The sequence below is a fragment of the Aquamicrobium defluvii genome (genome assembly GCF_004363725.1).
GTDB classification, from domain to species: domain Bacteria; phylum Pseudomonadota; class Alphaproteobacteria; order Rhizobiales; family Rhizobiaceae; genus Mesorhizobium; species Mesorhizobium defluvii.
Genome location: NZ_SNZF01000027.1, coordinates 15,750 through 33,015, shown reverse-complemented (window position 1 = coordinate 33,015; position 17,266 = coordinate 15,750). Strand labels below are relative to the sequence as shown.

Below are 17,266 nucleotides of genomic sequence, written 5' to 3'. Positions count from 1 at the left end.
ATGTCTAGTTTTAATCGGCAGGCGAGCTCTCGTCGCCGGAGCTGCAACCGAATAATCTTTAACCCTCGTGTTGTTTCGTTCGATTGCCAATTCTGTGATGTTGATTCGCTCGCCACGATCCTAACGCCGTCGGGCGACGGCTCGCCGTGCCTTGGCGAACCCGCGATCCGTGGCGATGAACCGCTCCAGCATGGGCACGATGAGCCTGACGGGATCGGCGACGGGCTGGCCCGTCTCGCGCGCCAGCACCTCGGCATAGGCGACCAGATCGCGGTGAAGCGGCGCGGTCAGCTCCACCGTGACCTTCACGGGCTTGTCGTCGGGCAGCGGGCCAAGTTTCAGTTTTGTCATGGTCAACCTCCTGCCGCCCCGAACACAAGATCGCGGGTGACGATGATCCTGACCGGGAAGCCGGGCCGGATGGTAAGCGTGGGCGCGACCTGCAACTGGCGCTGGACGATCTGCTGGCCTGCCTGATTGACGGTATTCTGCGCCCCGTCGCGGATGGCCCGGATCATCCGATCCTCGTCGCTGGTCGCCAGCTCCGTGCCGACCGCGAGCAGCGTGGAGAGGCCAGCCGCCTTCATCAGATCCCACCAGTGATAATCGACGCCATCCTCAAGCCCTGCATAGCCGCTGGCGTCCGCACCCGGCAGGCGCTCCAGAACGATGGAACGGCCGCCCGGCAGGATCAGGCGGTTCCAGACCAAGAGCACCCTGCGCTGGCCGAAGGTCACGCCATCATCGTATTGACCGATAATGCGCGTTCCCTGCGGGATCAGGAGCAGCGAGCCGGTTGGGCTGTCATAGACGTTCTCCGTCACCTGCGCGGTGATCTGGCCGGGCAGATCGGAACGGATGCCGGTGATGAGCGCGGCCGGGATCACGGCCCCGGCCTGAAGTATCCAGGGCGAGGCCGGCGGCGCGACACGATCCGGCGCGACGGTCTGCCGATCCACCGGCCCGTTGAGAAACGCCGCGTGGCGATCCTGTGTCGCGGGCTGCCCGCCGAGGCCAAGCCCGGCATGGCCGGGAATGGCCGTTCCTGCCGGCGCTCCCGTGCGCGGGCCGGACTGGAAAAAGACGTTGCTCAAGCGCGCGGCTTCTTCCTCGGCCCTGCGGCGTTCTTCTTCGGGATCGACGGCGAGCGTCGTGATGGCCGGCGTGGCGACGGGCTGCCCCCGGTTCTGCGCGTCGAGGATCGGACGGCCGAGGTCGCCCGGCAGCGCCGGCCCCAAGACAGGGCCGGTATAGTCGCGCGGCAGGCCGGACAAGCCGTCCGCCGTGGGTCGGTTCTCGGTCGAATAGAGTTCGTCACCTCCCGGTCCTGCATCGCGGGTCTGGAGCGCATAGATCAGCGCGCCGCCGATGCCGAGAAGTGCGACGGCTCCGACGCCTGCCAGCATCTTGCGGGACAGGCGGGTGACTCGGGGCGGCTCGGCGCGCAGCCGCATGGGGGCTGCGGTGTCGGTATCGCTCATGAGGACGATCCTCCCGTGGTCGTGCTGGCTGGGTCTGCTGCGGCCTGCGTCGGGTTGGTGCGGACGATCCTGACGATCTGCTGGCGGTTGCCGCTGCCAAGGCGCAGCTCGGCCGCGCCGAACAGGCGGTCAACGATCAGGACGTTCTGGTGGATGCGGGAATTGACGATTTGCGGCTCGCCGTTCGATCCGAGCACGAAGATCGGCGGCATTTCGCCCTGCACGATCCCTGCCGGGAAGACGACATAGACGCGGCGTCCATCGTCGAAGACCGAAACCGGCCGCCATGGCGGGCTGTCGCCCTGCACCTGCAAACCGTAGCGATAGTTTCGCGCCGCCTCGGCCGGAATGATCGGCGCGACCGGAACGGCGCGGCGCTGGCCGGGCGTTGCGGGATAGGACCATGCGACGGAAGGCATGTAGAGTGATTCCCGCGCGCGCAGCTCGAGCATGTAGGTGCGCCGGTCGGTGGTGACGACAAGGTTGGTGGAAATGTCCGGGCGCGTGGGCTTCACGAGGATATGGACACGGCGGTTCGCACCGCTGCCGCTCTCGGTGTCGCCGATGATCCAGCGGGCGGTGTCGCCGGCCGCGATCGGCCCCGCGCCTGTCAGGCTCTCGCCCGGCTCCAGCGCAATGGTCGTGATCTGCCCGACTGCGGCATAGACCTGATAGAGCGCGCCTTCCGACCACGGATATATCTGGATGGCGTTATAGTAGCCTTCGCGGCGCGGCTCGACGCGGGCGGCTGCGTTGGCGTTCTCGACGCGGCCGGTCGGCGTGCCTGCGGCGGTGCCGCCGCGCGCCACGGTCCATGCCGGGGGCACATGCAGCGGCCGGGGCGTGTTGTCGGTTGCCGTCGCCTGCACGGTCGGCAGCGGCGGCACGCTGGCGTCGTAGCTGAATTGCGGCGTCCGGTTGGTGACGCAGCCTGCGAGCATGGTTGCCGAAAGCATCACGGCCGCGATTGCCGGGGTGCGGGTGATCGTTCTCATTGGCTCATCTCCCGCGACCACGAAATTGCATTGACGTAGATGCCGAGCGGATTGGCGCGCAGGCGCTCGGCGTCGCGCGGCGGCTGGATGACGATGGTGAGGATGGCCGTCCATCGTTCGGTCGTGGAAAGCTGACCGTTCTCGAAGTGCCTTTCCGTCCACGCGACGCGGAAGCTGTTGGGAGATGCCCGGATAACGCTCGATACCTCGACGGCGATCTGCTGGCGGCCGACCTTGGTGAAAGGGTCATTGGCGCGGGCGTAATCGTTCAATGCCGCCGCGCCGCGATCCGTGGTCCATTCATAGGCGCGAAGCCAGTTCTGGCGGACAATGATCGCGTCGGCCGGGATCGCGCGGACCTGTTCGATGAAGCGGCCGAGATGGAAAGCAATCTGCGGATCGGTCGGCCGATAGTCGGCGTTCGCAGGCGCGACGGTCTGTGCCTGACCGAGATTGTCCACTTGCACCACCCACGGCACCACGGTCCCGCGTGCGGACTGCCAGACCAGCGCCGAGGCGAAGCCGGCAGACAGGATCAGCGAGCCGAAGGCCATGAGCCGCCAGTTCCGCGCCTGCACGCGGGCCGAACCGATACGCTCGTCCCACACTTGCGCGGCCTTCTGATAAGGCGTCTCGGGTTCCGGCGTCTTGCCGTAATGGGTTGCTGGTCGTTTGAAGATGCTCATGAGCGGTCACTTTCGGAAAGGTTGATGGAGGAACCGGAGCCGTGGCTGTCGCCGGAGCGCACCGCATGGGCGGCCATGGTCGTGCCGTGATTCATGGCCTGCGAGCGCCGCATCCGCTGCGCCCAAGCGGGAGGGCTGCCAGCCGGGCCAGACGGCGCTGCGGCTGAGGCGGCGCTTGCGCCGCCGACCGTGCCTGCGATGGAAGAACCGCCGGTCACGCCAAAGGCCGCGCGTGCGCCATCTGAAAAGCTGGATTTGACGCTTTCGGTGGCCTTCGATGCAGCGCGTTTCAGGGGCGAGATAGCCGCCGATCCTGCGGCACGCGCTACGCCGCCGAGGCCGGAGGCGACACCGGCCGCGCCGGACTGGCCGAGCGCACCGACGCTATAGGCTGCGGTTGCCGCGCCCGCGGCCGTCGCGCCGCCGCGGACGGCCGCGGCCCCACCGGACAGGGCGGCAGCACCACCTTTGGCGGCGAGCATGGCCCCGCCGCCAGCGGCGACGCCTGCACCTGCGACCGCAAGCCCGGTTCCCACGGCTGCGCCCGCGCCAAGCTGCGGGCCGCCCGAGACGATACCGTTGGCGATGCCGGGGCCGAAGATGCCGAGGCCGAGCAGCGATAGCGCGGCGAGCACAATCGCCATGGCGTCGTCGATGGTCGGAGTTGCCCCGCCGAAACCGGCCGTGAATTGGCTGAACAAGGTGCTGCCGATGCCGATGATGACGGCGAGGACCAAGACCTTGATGCCGGACGACACCACGTTGCCGAGCACCTTTTCGGCCATGAAGGCGGTCTTACCGAACAGGCCGAAGGGGATCAGGACGAAGCCGGCGAGCGTGGTCAGCTTGAACTCGATCAGGGTGACGAAAAGCTGGATGGCGAGTATGAAGAACGCCAGCACCACCAGCGCCCATGCGAACAGCAGGCACGCGATCTGGATGAAATTCTCGAAAAAGGCGATCCAGCCCATCAGGTCGGAAATGGAATCGAGCAGCGGGCGGCCGGCGTCGAGGCCGGTCTGCGCCACGCGGCCCGGCCGCATCAGATCGGTGACGGAAAAGCTCGTCCCCGATGCCATGAGGCCGAGGCCGGCGAAGCTCTCGAAGACGATGCGGGCGAGGTTGTTCCAATTGCCGATGATGTAGGCGAAGACGCCGATGAACAGCGTCTTCTTGACCAGCCGGGCGATGATGTCGTCATCCGCGCCCCATGCCCAAAAGAGCGCGGCGAGCGTCACGTCGATGACGATGAGTGTGGTGGCGATGAAGGCGACCTCGCCGCCGAGCAGGCCGAACCCCGAGTCGATGTAGGAGGTAAATACGCCGAGAAAATTGTCGATGACGCCCGTGTTGCCCATGGTCAGCGCGCCTCGCTGCGGTCACGACCGAGGAAGCGGTCGCGGGATTGCGCCCATGCGGCGAGGCAGCCGGTGTCACTCGCCGCCGCCTCGCCGAGCTGCTGGCAGCGGCGCAGGGTTTCGCGGAGCGGATCGGCCGGGGGCTGGAAGGCCGGCGCAGAGGGTGGCGCGGAAGGCTCGTCCTTCCGCGCCATGTCTATTGCGGTCACTGTCAAGGCAATGGCGATGAACACCACGGCCCCGAGCCGGGCCAGCATCTTGCCGTCCATGCCGCGCCCTCCCGTCAGTTGTTGCCGTTGTTGAACATCTGCGCGTTGCCCGGCTGATAGCCGGTGCCGGGCGTCAGAAACCGCTCGCGCTGGATGCGGCCTTGTTCGGCGGCGGTCGCGCGCTCGGCCTCGGTGAGCGCGTCCGCCCGGCCATTGGCCGAGATGACCGCGATCAGGTCGGAAAGCTGCTGCGACTGGAGGGCAAGGAGCTGGTTGCCGGCCTGCGTCGCCTGCAATGCGCCGGTCGCGCCTTGGCTCTGGCCGACCAATTCGGCCATCTCGGCGCGGTTGCTGTCGATATTGCCGACCGCCCCCGCCTGAACGCGCATCGCGTCTTGCAAGCCGCCGACCGTGTTCTCCCACCGGCTGCGCGCATCGGCGACAAGCTGGGCGTCGGTCGCCGAAAGCGAGACATTGCCATATTGCTGCTGGAACGCCTGATCGATCTGGCCGACCTCGAAGGCGATGTTCTGTGCCTGCCCGAGAAGCTGCTGCGTGCGCTGGACGCTCTGCTGGAGCTGCTGGAGCGACGAATGCGGCAGGCTCGCCAGATTGCGGGCCTGATTGATGAGCATCTGCGCTTCGTTCTGGAGACTCTGAATCTGGTTGTTGATCTGCTCCAGCGTGCGCGCGGCGGTGAGCAGGTTTTGCGCGTAGTTGCTCGGGTCATAGACTATGCGGCCGAAACCGAATTGCGCATGGGCCGGGCTTGCCAGCATGGGCGAAAGCGCGACCGGAACGGCGAGCGCCAGCGCAAGGGCCGAGGCCCCGACGATCCTGGGATAGGTCATGGAAGAATCTCCTGTGTGGGGTGGGTATCGAGCCGGGCCGGCGCGGCGGTTTCCGGCCGGTCGGCAAGATTGGTGAGGTTGGGAATCAGGTCGGCCGCCCAATCGACGCCGCGCTCGCGCAGCCATGCGGCGAGGAAGCCGTCGCGGCCGGCCTCAGTGACGATCTGCGTAATGAGGGTCTGGTCGGATTTGGCGGATGCGGCGCAGAGCGCGAGGCCGACTTCGGACAGGCCCAACTCGAACAGGCGATTGCCCCTGCGGCTTTGGCAGTAATAATCCCGCTTGGGCGTAGCCCTTGCGAGGATTTCGATCTGCCTGTCATTCAATCCGAACCGCCTATAGATCGCGGTAATCTGCGGCTCGATGGCGCGCTCGTTCGGCAGCAGGAGCCGCGTCGGGCAGCTCTCGATAATCGCGGGCGCGATGTTGCTGCCGTCGATGTCGGACAGGCTTTGCGTGGCGAAGATGACGCTGGCGTTTTTCTTGCGCAGCGTTTTAAGCCATTCGCGGAGCTGGCCGGCGAAACCCTCGTCGTCCAGCGCAAGCCAACCCTCGTCGATGATGAGCAGCGTCGGCCGCCCGTCGAGCCGGTCGCCGATGCGATGGAACAGGTAGGCGAGCACGGCCGGGGCCGCGCCTGTGCCGACAAGGCCCTCGATCTCGAACGCCTGCACGTCTGCCGAGCCGAGATGTTCGGCTTCGGCGTCGAGCAGCCGGCCATAAGCGCCGCCGACGCAGAACGGCCGGAGCGCCTGTTTCAGATCGTTGGATTGCAGCAGCACCGCAAGGCCAGTGATCGTGCGTTCTTCGACCGGGGCCGAGGCGAGCAAAGTCAGCGCCGTCCAAAGATATTCCTTCACCTCCGGCGTGATGGCGATGCCTTCGCGCATGAGGATGGCGGCAATCCAGTCCGCCGCCCATGCGCGTTCATAGGTGTCGTGGATGCGGGCGAGCGGCTGGAGCGAAACCGACGCCTCGGCCCCTTCTGTCAGCCCGCCACCCAGATCGTGCCAGTCCCCGCCCATGGCGAGGGCGGCGGCGCGGATCGAACCGCCGAAGTCGAAGGCGAAGACTTGGCTTCGCTCGTAGCGGCGGAACTGGAGCGCCATGAGCGCCAGCAGCACCGACTTTCCCGCGCCGGTCGGACCGACGACGAGGGTGTGGCCCACGTCGCCGACATGCAAAGAAAACCGGAACGGGGTGGAGCCTTCGGTCCTGGCGTAAAGCAATGGAGCATCGCCGAAATGCTCGTCCCGTTCCGGCCCCGCCCACACCGCTGAAAGCGGGATCATGTGGGCGAGATTCAGTGTGCTGACGGGCGGTTGCCGCACGTTCGCGTAGGCATGGCCCGGCAGCGAGCCGAGCCAAGCGTCCACGGCGTTGACCGTCTCGGCCATGGCGGTGAAGTCGCGGCCCTGAACGATCTTCTCGACCAGGCGCAGCTTCTCATCGGCCATGCGCGGGTCAGCATCCCATACGGTGACGGTGGCCGTGACATAGGCCATGCCCGCCAAATCCGCCCCAAGCTCCTGCAACGCCATGTCGGCGTCGAGCGCCTTGTTCGCGGCGTCGGTGTCTACGAGGGCGGACGCCTCGTTCGTCATGACCTCTTTCAGAATCGCGGCGAGGCTCTTGCGCTTGGCGAACCATTGGCGGCGGATGCGGGTCAGCAGCCGGGTCGCATCGGTCTTGTCGAGCAGGATCGCGCGCGTGCTCCACCTGTAGGGAAACGGCAGCTGGTTCATTTCGTCGAGCAGGCCCGGCATCGTCGCGGTCGGGAATCCCACGATGGTCAGGACGCGCAGATGCACGTCGCCAAGGCGCGGCTCCAGCCCGCCGGTCAACGGCTGGTCGGCGAGCAGCGCGTCGAGGTGCATCGGCACTTCTGGCACGCGCACGCGATGCCGGTTGGTCGAGATGGTGGAATGGAGGTAGGTCAGCGTCGCGCCGTTATCGAGCCAACGGCATTCGGGCATGAAGCCGTCGAGCAGCGCCAGCACGCGGTCTGTGCGGTCGATGAAGCCGCGCAGCAGTTCCCACGGGTCCACGCCCGTTTTCTCGCGGCCCTCGTAGAGCCATGTTTCGGCGCGGGCGGCTTCCTCGGCCTGGGGCAGCCAGAGGAAGGTCAGGAAATAGCCCGACACGAAATGCGCGCCCGCTTCCTCGAAACCGGCCTTGCGCTCTGCATCGACCAGCGCCGACGCGGGATCGGGAAAGATGCTGTCGGGATAGGTCGCCGCCTCGCTGCGCTGCGCCTCGACGAAGATGCTCCAGCCGGAGCCGAGACGGCGCACGGCGTTGTTGATGCGGCCGGCGACGGCGACCAGCTCGGCCGCGACGGCGGAATCCAGATCGGGACCGCGAAACTTCGCCGTCCTCTGAAAACTGCCGTCCTTGTTCAAGACGACGCCCGAGCCGACCAATGCGGCCCATGGCAGATAGTCGGCGAGCCGGGTGGCGGTGCGGCGGTATTCGGAAAGGTTCATCATGGCCGCGCCCTCACACCGACAGGAAAGCGGGGATGCGGATATGCCGCCGCCCGACCTCGACGAATTGGGGATCGCGCTTCGCTGCCCATACGGCCGCGAAATGGCCGATGGCCCAGATGGCGAGGCCGACCAGCCAGAGGCGCAGGCCGAGACCCACGGCCCCGGCCAGCGTCCCGTTCATGATGGCGATGGCGCGCGGTGCGCCGCCGAGCAAAATGTGCTCGGTCAGCGCGCGATGGACCGGGATCGTGAAGCCCGGCACCGCGTCAAGCTGTTCGAGGCCGCCCGCCATCAAACCAGCGCCCCGCCGCCGAACGAGAAGAATGAGAGGAAGAAACTCGACGCCGCAAAGGCGATGGACAGGCCGAACACGATCTGGATCAGGCGACGGAAGCCCCCTGACGTATCGCCGAAAGCGAGGGTCAGGCCGGTCACGATGATGATGATGACGGCGATGATCTTGGCAACCGGCCCTTCAATGCTTTGAAGAATCTGTTGAAGGGGCTGTTCCCACGGCATCGAGGAACCGGACGCGTGCGCGGCCGGGGCGAGCATGAGGCTGATGGCAAGGGCGGATGCGGCGGTCGCGGCGAAGCGATAGCCGCGCGAAATCGTGCGGATCATGAAGATTCTCCTGTGTTGTTGGGGATTGCCAAAGGGATGGGATGCGTGATGCGATAGTCGCCGTCCGGCCCCAGCCCCTCGACGCGGGCGAGTTCAGTCAGCCGGCGCGCGGAACCGCGCCCGGAAAGGACAGCAACTAGGTCGATGGTCTCGGCGATCAGCGCGCGCGGGACGGTGACGACAGCCTCCTGGATGAGCTGTTCAAGCCGGCGCAGCGCGCCGATGCCGGTGCCGGCATGGATGGTTCCGATCCCGCCCGGATGGCCCGTGCCCCATGCTTTGAGCAGGTCGAGGGCTTCCGATCCGCGCACCTCGCCGATGGGGGATGCGATCCGGGCGCAGACGCAGCGAGGAACGGACCAGATCGGAAAGCGTCGCCACGCCGTCTTTCGTCCGCATGGCGACAAGGTTGGGCGCGGCACATTGCAGCTCGCGGGTGTCTTCGATGATGACGACGCGATCCGCGCCCTTGGCGACCTCGGCGAGCAGCGCATTGGTCAGCGTGGTCTTGCCGGTGCTGGTGCCGCCCGCCACGAAGATGTTGGCGCGGTCGGAAACGGCTGCGCGTAGGATCGCGGCCTGATCGGCGGACATGATGCCGGCGGCCACGTAATCGTCGAGCGTGAACACCGCGACGGCGGGTTTGCGGATAGCGAAGGTCGGGGCGGCGACCACGGGCGGCAATAGCCCTTCAAACCGCTCCCCGCTCTCGGGCAGCTCGGCCGAGACGCGGGGGCTGCGGGCATGAACCTCCGCGCCGACATGATGCGCCACCAGCCGAACGATGCGTTCGCCATCGGCGGCGGACAGCCGCTCGCCTGTATCGGAAAGCCCTTCGGAGAGGCGGTCGATCCACAACCGCCCGTCCGGGTTCAGCATGACCTCGACCACGGCCGGGTCTTCGAGCAGCCGGGCGATTGCCGGTCCCAATGCCGTGCGCAACATGCGTGCGCCGCGTGCGATGGCTTCCGGTCTTTGGTGGTTGGTGGTCATGTCGGCCCCGGCTTCTGACAGGGACGCGACAGACGATCCCCGGATCGGGGTCGATTAAGAGAGACCGAAATCGGGCCGGTTCAACAAGTATCTAGCTTCGTGCGGTGATCGGCGGCGAACGGCGGCAAATAGGATGGGTGGGAAAGTCTATGTTGAGCGGATCAAGCCGCATGAATATGAAGGCAGGTGTGAAAAGGGAATCGATCTGAATGCACGGCAGGCCGAAAATATACATAACGGGAGCGTCCTGTTCGGGCGTTTCGACGCTCGGCGCGGCGCTGACAAAACGGTTCGACATTCCGCATATCGATGTCGATGACTTCTATTGGATGCCGACGGACCCGCCTTTCAGCGTCAAACGACCGCCCGAGGAGCGCGTGAAGCTGATTGCGGAACAGCAAGCTGCGCCCCAAGGATGGATATTGACCGGTTCCTTCATCGGATGGGGTGAGGCCCTGATCCGTGACGTTGATCTGATTGTCTTTCTCTACACGCCTACCGCCATCAGACTGCAACGTCTCGACCAGCGCGAGGCGGCGCGCCACGGTGAGCGCATCCTTCCCGGTGGGGACATGCACGAAGCGCATGTGGCGTTTCGGACATGGGCATCAGGCTACGATGACCCGCAGTTCACTGGACGGAACCTCGCTCAACATGAACGCTGGCTTGGCCAGCAAACGGCTCCGGTTCTCAGACTGCAAGGCGAGAAGCCGATAGATGAGCTGGCAGACGTGGTAGCGAGCGAGATCGCAATCATTGGTGAGAGGGCGGGGAGTTAGCCCGCCCTCTCCAAAGTTCATGTGCTCAGCGTCAATCGCGCGTTCTCGAACGGCATGCCCTCATCATCGTAAGGACGACGTGAGACTTCTCTGAAACCAAGGCTCGTATAGAAGCGGACGGCCTGTTCGTTCTGCGTATAAACTTCGAGCGAGAGTTCCCCTTTCCTTTCCAGCACATAGGAGATCAGCTGGCGTCCGACGCCCTTTCCCTGTTGTCCGGGTTCAACGAAAATGCCGCCGATGAATTTGTCGAGGAGGCTGATGAAACCGAGCGACTTGTTCCCTTGGCAGGCAACCCAGGTCTCGGAACCAGGTAGATATTTGTCTTCGATCAGCAGACGCTGTTCAAGCAGGCGCTGCCTGCCGATGAAGGGATGCGCGATGAGGGACGCCTCGAGCCATATGGCTGACAGCGTTCTTGTGTCCGATGCCAAATTGAATGGCCGGATAATAACGTCATTTTGTGTCATGATATTCCTGCAGAAAAGACATGCGAAGAGGGTCGGCGAACCATCGTGCCGAACGACGCCGCTCAATGCGGCTCACTAGAAACCTCTGCGCATAAATCTCCTTCTGCTTCGATCAAGCATATCCGCCTCATGTGCCGCGTTCAATGGTCTGAGGCTCTGCCGCTAAACCAAGGGCCTCATCTCCGGATACATCCCGCGACAGTTCCTTGAGGAATCTGTCTCCTGTCGCCAGACGCCGGCCAAGATTTTGCATGAAGCCCTCGAACCGCTCTGCTGCTTTGGCGCGGGCTGATTGTCTCGCTGCATCCGGTAAAGGCGGTGTAATCGTCATCCAGTAATGGATGAACTGCGCGACCGTCTCGCCGAGAACGGCGAGATCCCGGTCGAGCGTGTCGATCTGGCGGCCGAGCTTGTCCAGGCGGCGAGACATGGCAGCTTCAAGCTGGTCGTCGGCATCGCCGGACAGGTAGGACATGACCGCCGCCTCCACGATGGCGGATTTTGAGACATTGCGGCGCAGGGCCACCGAGCGGCGCAGCGCCATCGCCTCGATCTGCGGAATGAGCGCGGGGTCGAAATAGATATTCAGGCGGGTTCTGGTTGCCATGGGCGTCTCCTCAAAGGTCGATTCCGTCATCGGGGTTCAACGCCACCTGCCGCGCCACCATCCTCATGCGCTGGCGGATAGTGCGGGCCTTGGCCGCGTCAACGTCCGGCTCGTCGTTCAGAAACTCGAATTCCTGTTCGGGCGATGGCGGTGGGGCGCCGATTTCCTCCTGGCTTGGCAACTCCGGCTCGCGGCGGATGCCGGCATTGGCCGGATCGCCCTCGACCTCGTCTCCGGCGTTCGTCGCCGAAAGGATGTCCGCCGCGACGATCCGGCTCGACCAGTCATCGGACGATGGGCTGGGCGCCAGCGATGCGGTGGAAAGATCAGGCGGGGTCAGAATGCGTTCCTGAAACCGCGCGTCCTCGAAATAGCGGGCCTTGGTGGCGCGGATCGGCGGCGTGCCCGCGACCATCACGATTTCATCGGTGGGCGGAAGCTGCATGATTTCGCCCGGCGTGAGCAGCGGCCGCGCCGTCTCCTGCCGCGACACCATCAAGTGACCTAACCACGGGGCTAGGCGGTGCCCGGCGTAATTGGTGGAATCGCGCAGCTCGGTCGCGGTGCCTAATGCGTCTGAAACGCGCTTAGCCGTCCTTTCGTCGTTCGTGGCGAAGCTGACGCGCACATGGCAGTTGTCGAGGATCGCGTTGTTTGGCCCATAGGCGCGCTCGATCTGGTTGAGGCTCTGCGCGATCAGGAAGCCCTTGAGGCCGTAGCCCGCCATAAAGGCTAAGGCGGACTCGAAAAAATCCAATCTGCCGAGCGCGGGAAACTCGTCCAGCATGAGCAGCAGCCGATGGCGCGCGCCCGAGCTGGTCAGTTCCTCGGTCAATCGCCTGCCGATCTGATTGAGGATCAATCGAATGAGCGGCTTGGTGCGGTTTATGTCGGACGGCGGCACGACCAGATAGAGCGTGACGGGCTGGCGGCTGCCGACCAGATCGGCAATGCGCCAGTCGCATCGCTCCGTCACCCGCGCCACCACGGGATCGCGGTAGAGGCCGAGAAACGACATGGCGGTGCTCAACACGCCCGACCGTTCGTTCTCGGATTTGTTCAACAGTTCGCGGGCCGACGACGCGATGACGGGATGAACGCCTGCTTCGCCGAGATGCGGCGTATCCATCATGGCGCGCAAGGTCGCCTCGACCGGGCGGCGGGGATCGGACAGGAAGTTGGCGACGCCCGCCAGCGTCTTGTCCTTCTCCGCATAGAGAACATGCAGGATCGCGCCGACCAGCAAGCTATGGCTGGTCTTTTCCCAATGGTTCCTTTTGTCCAAGCTGCCTTCGGGATCGACCAGAATATCCGCGATGTTCTGCACGTCGCGGACTTCCCATTCCCCTTGCCGGACCTCCAGCAGCGGGTTGTAGGCCGACGATCTGGCGTTGGTCGGATCGAACAGCAGCACGCGGCCATGCTTCGCGCGGAAGCCCGCTGTCAGCGTCCAGTTCTCGCCTTTTATGTCGTGAACGATGGCGGATGCCGGCCATGTCAGCAGCGTCGGCACCACCAGCCCGACACCTTTGCCGCTGCGCGTCGGGGCGAAGCATAGGACATGCTCGGGACCGTCATGGCGCAGATAGTCCCGGTCGTATCGGCCGAGCAGGACGCCATCGGGGCCAAGCAGTCCTGCGGCGCGGATTTCCTCGTCTTCCGCCCATCGCGCCGATCCGTAGGTGGCGACGTTGCGCGTCTCCCGCGCCCGGATGATCGACATGAGGATGGCGGCGGCGATGGCGAGGAAGCCCCCCGACGTGGCAATGATGCCGCCCTCGACGAAGATCGTGGGCGCATAGGCATCGAAGGAAAACCACCACCAGAAGAAGGCGGGCGGATAATAGACCGGCAGGCCCGCCAGCTCGAACCATGGTGCTCCAAGCTGCGGCTGGAAGCCGAGGCGGAACGCCGTCCATTGCGTCGCCGCCCACGTCATCACCAGAACGATGACGAAGACTATGGCGATCTGTCCCCAAAGGATTCTGCCTCCGCGCAATGCAAGCTCCAGTCGGCAAAAGAGACGGAGCCGATCAGAGAGTAGGCAACATCGCGACGGTCAACAGGAAAGAGGCTGCCGGAGGGCTGCCGGATACTATCGGCGGCGAATGGGATGGGGTGCCTCTATCCTCATCTGCCCGGACGATTCACGGAAGTTCTCATATCGTTCGCAAGGTCAAGCAAGTTATTTAGCGCTGTACTACGGTTGAACGGCGACCAAACGGCCGAGAACGGAACCGGATCTGGCTCATCGGCGAAAGGCGGGAAAACCACGTCAGTCGCCGGGTACAGTGCCGTGGCCGCGCCGACGATGGTAATGCCAAAGCCCTGGCCAACCATAGACAGCAGTGTGCCGCGTTCGACATTAAATCGCTGGATCAACGGCCTGAACGAGCGGCCAGTGAGACGCAAGACGATATGATCATGGATCTGTGGACCGGTGCCACCATATCGGACAAGGAATGTCTCGTTGGACAAATCCGCCCAAGTAATTTTTGACTTCCCCGCAAGGCGATGCATCTGGGGCAGAACGGCCACCAGCGGCTCACTCCATGTCAGACGTGTGTGGCAGTCGGGCAGCTCCGGCTCTCCTACCATAAACGCTACGTCTAGCTGGTCGGCGCGTATCCGCATCAATGCATCACGAGCGGTACCTTCTGTAATCTCGACATTGATACCGGGATGGCTCTCACGGTAATTCGCGATCAGTTCGGCGAGAAAGCTGCCTGGAATCAAAGCATGGATGCCAATACGCAGGCGACCATGCTCGCCTACTGCCGCCATACTTACCGTCTTCACCGCATGGTCGAGTTGATCAAGACCGTCTGCCACTTGTTCGACGAAGTTGCGCCCGGCCTCGGTCAATCTGATACCGCGCGTGTTACGCTCGAACAGCAGGATCCCAAGGTCTTCCTCCAGCGCTTTCACGCGGGCGCTTACGCTGGACTGTGCCACGCCAAGCGCTTTCGCTGCGTGGCGAAAATTCATGTGATCTGCCGCGGCAAGCAAATGCACCAAACTCGCCATGGGAACCCTTCCTGACCTGATCGCTTCAGAGACAGGAAGATAGTTTTTCTTTTTCCTCCGCCTCATGGTCTGGCCCCGCTAAACCCGACCTTTCCTCATATAATAGCTGTTTCTCTAAACATCCTTGTTTGGGCGCGTTCATGCTCGCGCATCCTTGTGAGGCGCCCGATGGGAATGTCCTCATAATTTAAGGTGTAGCGGGCCTTAATTTAAGGTGGAGAGCCACATAAACGCGCTCCAGACGGAGCGCTAACCGACTGACTTTATTGGGCATTGTCGAACACAGACTTTTATGGCGTTGTTTGCGCTCGAAAATCTCGGAATAAATAAGACGAAAGCAGAAATAGACCCCGTTCGTTTGCAATATAATCTTTCAGCTCCTATCTGCCTTTCAGGTCTCGCAAGATGCAGATGAATAAAATTGGGCTATATTCCCAACTCCCTCTGCCTCCCTAACTGCCACGACACCGACCCGCCCTGCACGACGCCCATGACCTCGCGGCCGAGCTGGCGGTCGATGACCGGCCGCCACGGGACTAAGGTAAACTCGTGGGATTGCTCGACCACGGCGAACTTGCCGCTCGATAGCTGCACGGTGCCGGTGAACTTGCCGCTGACGTTCTCGCCGTCCGTGGCGGCGCGGAACGGCAGCCCCTTGCTCTCGGTCATCTCCGCACCGACGCGGGCAACCTCGCGCTCGCGCAGGGTGGCGAGAAGGCTGCGCCGGTAGAATATGCGACCGTTCCGCGCTCGGGTCGCATCGCCCTGTTCGATATGATGCTCGCGGCGCTGTTCCATCGCCTCGCTCACCTGCTGGCCGAAGCCGGCCGACGCAAGGTCGGCGGTTTCCGCGTGGATCAGTCGCCGGTCCAGCCATGTCGCGCCGTCCGATCCGATCTGCTTGCCTAGATCGACCGGGGAAAGGACGCGAACGCTGGCCTGCCGGTCGCGGCCGGCGTCATAGACGGCGGCGCGGCTGACCAGATCATCGGGGATGCTCCATTGATCTGCGTCGATCCGCTCGACGATCCCGGCGCGGCGCAGCGCCTCCAGCCGGCGGACATGGGCATCGACATAGCCCTCATAGCCGCCGCCGGGAACGCGGCCCTCGAACTTGGCCTGCTCCAGATGACGGCTCGGCCGATAGATGCCGTCCTCGGCGATGGCGGTGATGGTGCGGTCGGACGGCCGGGCCGTCGCCTCGGCCGGGCCGATCTGGATGACGCTGCCGATGCGGGCGTCCTCCAACCGCTCGGGCGCGATGCCGGCAATGTGGTGCGTCCGCCCGTCGATCCCGTCCACTACTATGGTCAGGTCTTCGCCCAACTCGTCGGACAGGTGCTTGTCCACGACGCGGCCGACGATGGGCGTCTCGGGTGCTCCGTCATGGATTTGAAAGCTCATGGGGTCGCGTTCGCCGCCCTGCGGGCCGAGCGCCTTCTGCATGGTGCGGATAATGTCGCCGCGCTCGCCCAACTCGCGCAGGGCCGGCTCCATGTCCTTGCTCAATTCCCAAACGGCAGGCGCGTGTTCGGTCGCCAGCCCCATCTTCTCCAGCTTGCCGAGACGGCGCAGGCGCAACGTGCGCTCGAACTGCCGCCTCGGCGCTGCCGGTTCATGGCGAAGGTCGAGGAAACGGGCGTCGGCTTCCTCGGCCATGGCGCGGTCGATCCGGGTGAAACGGTCTTGGTCGATTTCGGCCGACAGCTTGCGGGTCTGCTCGATCTCGGTCACGGGGCCGAGTTCGAGACTGGCAAGCTCGCTGGCGCGTTCGCGCAGGCCGGCGGAAAGATAGTCACCGTTGATGACCAGATCCCCGCCCGTGTCGTCGCGGCCGTTGACGATGATATGCACATGGGGATGGCCGGTGTTGTAGTGGTTCACCGCAACCCAATCGAGTTTCGTGCCGAGGTCGGCTTCCACCTGTTTCATGAAATCGCGGGTATAGGCCGAGAGGTCCGATAGCTCCGCGCCGTCTTCTGGCGAGACGATGAACCTGAACTGATGGCGGTCGTCCTTGCCGCGATCAAGGAAGGCGTCGCCATCGGCGCGGTCCTCGGTCGCCGAATACAGCCGGCCCCGCTCGCCGTCGCGTGACGTGCCTTCGCGTTGGACATAACGCAGATGCGCGCGGGCACGGCCGCCCTTCCATGCGGCCCTGACGCTGCGCTGCTTGACAATGACGCGGCGGCTGCCCGGCTGGCGATGATGCCAATGGCCGGAGATATTGCGGGCGCGCACGAAGCTCGCGCCCCGGCCGCGCTTCACGCCCTTGCCGCTGGCGACCATGGCGCGGGACCGCCCCGGCGATGACGGGCGGGCGGATGACGGCATGGAAGGATCGCGTGAGGCTGCCGCCTGATGCTGCCGGGTGATCTTCCTGACCTGCGTGAAAAAGCTCTTGGTCTTGCCCGCCCTCGGCGTGTCGGATCGGATGCGGCCGGGCTTCGGTCGGAAGCGGTTTTCGTCGTCGGCGCTCATGGGCGCTGCTCCAGCGAAAACCGCCGAAAACAGGCCGACCTACGCCTATGGTGCCGCTCGAAACCCCTCAAAGCCAAGGCTTTACGCAAAATCGCGGCACGCGGCCCCTCAAAACCATGGTGCCGGAAACGGCCACCTAACCAGTGTGCAGACAACAATAATTTCCAGAAGCGGCCCGATATGGTGCCGTCTTCTTTAATCTTGCCCTCCGCCCTT

General features: G+C 64.5%; 16 protein-coding genes and 2 pseudogenes. 1 reads left to right on the top strand and 17 read right to left on the bottom strand.

Annotation, left to right across the window (positions count from 1 at the left end; genetic code table 11):
* Window positions 1-120: 120 nt before the first annotated feature.
* The 11 genes and pseudogenes from DES43_RS17565 to trbB all read right to left on the bottom strand — a co-directional run bounded on the left by DES43_RS17565 (window position 121) and on the right by trbB (window position 9,686).
* Window positions 121-351: a DUF2274 domain-containing protein gene (locus DES43_RS17565; protein ID WP_035029020.1), complete on the bottom strand. Its 231-nt coding sequence runs from the start codon at window positions 349-351 to the stop codon at window positions 121-123.
* 2 nt (window positions 352-353) lie between these two features.
* Entirely contained in the window at window positions 354-1,481 is a 1,128-nt protein-coding gene (locus tag DES43_RS17560; protein WP_035029017.1) for a TraB/TrbI/VirB10 family type IV secretion system protein, read from the bottom strand.
* Window positions 1,478-2,476, bottom strand: a complete 999-nt coding sequence (gene trbG, locus DES43_RS17555) for a P-type conjugative transfer protein TrbG (protein ID WP_035029014.1) — start codon at window positions 2,474-2,476, stop codon at window positions 1,478-1,480. The genes DES43_RS17560 and trbG overlap by 4 nt, the downstream gene beginning before the upstream one ends.
* Complete coding sequence (trbF, locus tag DES43_RS17550; RefSeq protein WP_035029011.1) at window positions 2,473-3,162, bottom strand: conjugal transfer protein TrbF; 690 nt, start codon at window positions 3,160-3,162, stop codon at window positions 2,473-2,475. Before trbF ends, trbG begins: the two co-directional genes overlap by 4 nt.
* Window positions 3,159-4,520: a P-type conjugative transfer protein TrbL gene (gene trbL, locus DES43_RS17545; RefSeq protein ID WP_035029008.1), complete on the bottom strand. Its 1,362-nt coding sequence runs from the start codon at window positions 4,518-4,520 to the stop codon at window positions 3,159-3,161. Before trbL ends, trbF begins: the two co-directional genes overlap by 4 nt.
* A 2-nt stretch (window positions 4,521-4,522) precedes the next feature.
* Complete coding sequence (gene trbK-alt / locus DES43_RS17540; RefSeq protein ID WP_035029005.1) at window positions 4,523-4,789, bottom strand: putative entry exclusion protein TrbK-alt; 267 nt, start codon at window positions 4,787-4,789, stop codon at window positions 4,523-4,525.
* 14 nt (window positions 4,790-4,803) lie between these two features.
* Window positions 4,804-5,580 (bottom strand): P-type conjugative transfer protein TrbJ, encoded by a 777-nt coding sequence (trbJ, locus tag DES43_RS17535; protein WP_035029002.1) that lies wholly within the window; start codon window positions 5,578-5,580, stop codon window positions 4,804-4,806.
* Window positions 5,577-8,069: a conjugal transfer protein TrbE gene (gene trbE / locus DES43_RS17530; protein WP_035028999.1), complete on the bottom strand. Its 2,493-nt coding sequence runs from the start codon at window positions 8,067-8,069 to the stop codon at window positions 5,577-5,579. The genes trbJ and trbE overlap by 4 nt, the downstream gene beginning before the upstream one ends.
* Window positions 8,070-8,079: 10 nt before the next feature.
* On the bottom strand, window positions 8,080-8,361 hold the full coding sequence (locus tag DES43_RS17525) for a VirB3 family type IV secretion system protein (RefSeq protein ID WP_035028996.1): 282 nt from the start codon (window positions 8,359-8,361) through the stop codon (window positions 8,080-8,082).
* Window positions 8,361-8,693, bottom strand: coding sequence for a TrbC/VirB2 family type IV secretion system protein (locus DES43_RS17520; protein WP_035028993.1), 333 nt, complete (start codon window positions 8,691-8,693; stop codon window positions 8,361-8,363). The genes DES43_RS17525 and DES43_RS17520 overlap by 1 nt, the downstream gene beginning before the upstream one ends.
* Window positions 8,690-9,686: pseudogene (gene trbB / locus DES43_RS17515) on the bottom strand (P-type conjugative transfer ATPase TrbB). The gene DES43_RS17520 and the pseudogene trbB overlap by 4 nt, the downstream one beginning before the upstream one ends.
* Before the next feature lie 209 nt (window positions 9,687-9,895).
* On the opposite strand from trbB, the gene DES43_RS17510 reads away from it, so the two are divergent.
* A complete protein-coding gene (locus tag DES43_RS17510) occupies window positions 9,896-10,465 on the top strand; it encodes an ATP-binding protein (RefSeq protein WP_035028984.1) in 570 nt (189 codons plus the stop codon).
* 17 nt (window positions 10,466-10,482) lie between these two features.
* Here the strand turns inward: DES43_RS17510 and DES43_RS17505 are convergent, their stop codons facing one another.
* The 6 genes and pseudogenes from DES43_RS17505 to DES43_RS23405 form a co-directional block, all read right to left on the bottom strand.
* Entirely contained in the window at window positions 10,483-10,935 is a 453-nt protein-coding gene (locus DES43_RS17505) for a GNAT family N-acetyltransferase (protein WP_035029209.1), read from the bottom strand.
* Between the two features lie 127 nt (window positions 10,936-11,062).
* Window positions 11,063-11,542, bottom strand: coding sequence for a hypothetical protein (locus tag DES43_RS17500; protein WP_035028981.1), 480 nt, complete (start codon window positions 11,540-11,542; stop codon window positions 11,063-11,065).
* Between the two features lie 10 nt (window positions 11,543-11,552).
* Window positions 11,553-13,541: a conjugal transfer protein TraG gene (locus DES43_RS17495; RefSeq protein ID WP_035028978.1), complete on the bottom strand. Its 1,989-nt coding sequence runs from the start codon at window positions 13,539-13,541 to the stop codon at window positions 11,553-11,555.
* A gap of 131 nt (window positions 13,542-13,672) precedes the next feature.
* Window positions 13,673-14,569: a LysR family transcriptional regulator gene (locus tag DES43_RS17490; RefSeq protein ID WP_035028975.1), complete on the bottom strand. Its 897-nt coding sequence runs from the start codon at window positions 14,567-14,569 to the stop codon at window positions 13,673-13,675.
* Window positions 14,570-14,995: 426 nt separating this feature from the next.
* Window positions 14,996-16,228: a DUF3363 domain-containing protein gene (locus DES43_RS23025; RefSeq protein WP_425352100.1), complete on the bottom strand. Its 1,233-nt coding sequence runs from the start codon at window positions 16,226-16,228 to the stop codon at window positions 14,996-14,998.
* Window positions 16,229-16,396: 168 nt separating this feature from the next.
* Window positions 16,397-16,858: pseudogene (locus DES43_RS23405) on the bottom strand (relaxase/mobilization nuclease domain-containing protein); the annotation flags it as partial.
* Between the last annotated feature and the right edge of the window lie 408 nt (window positions 16,859-17,266).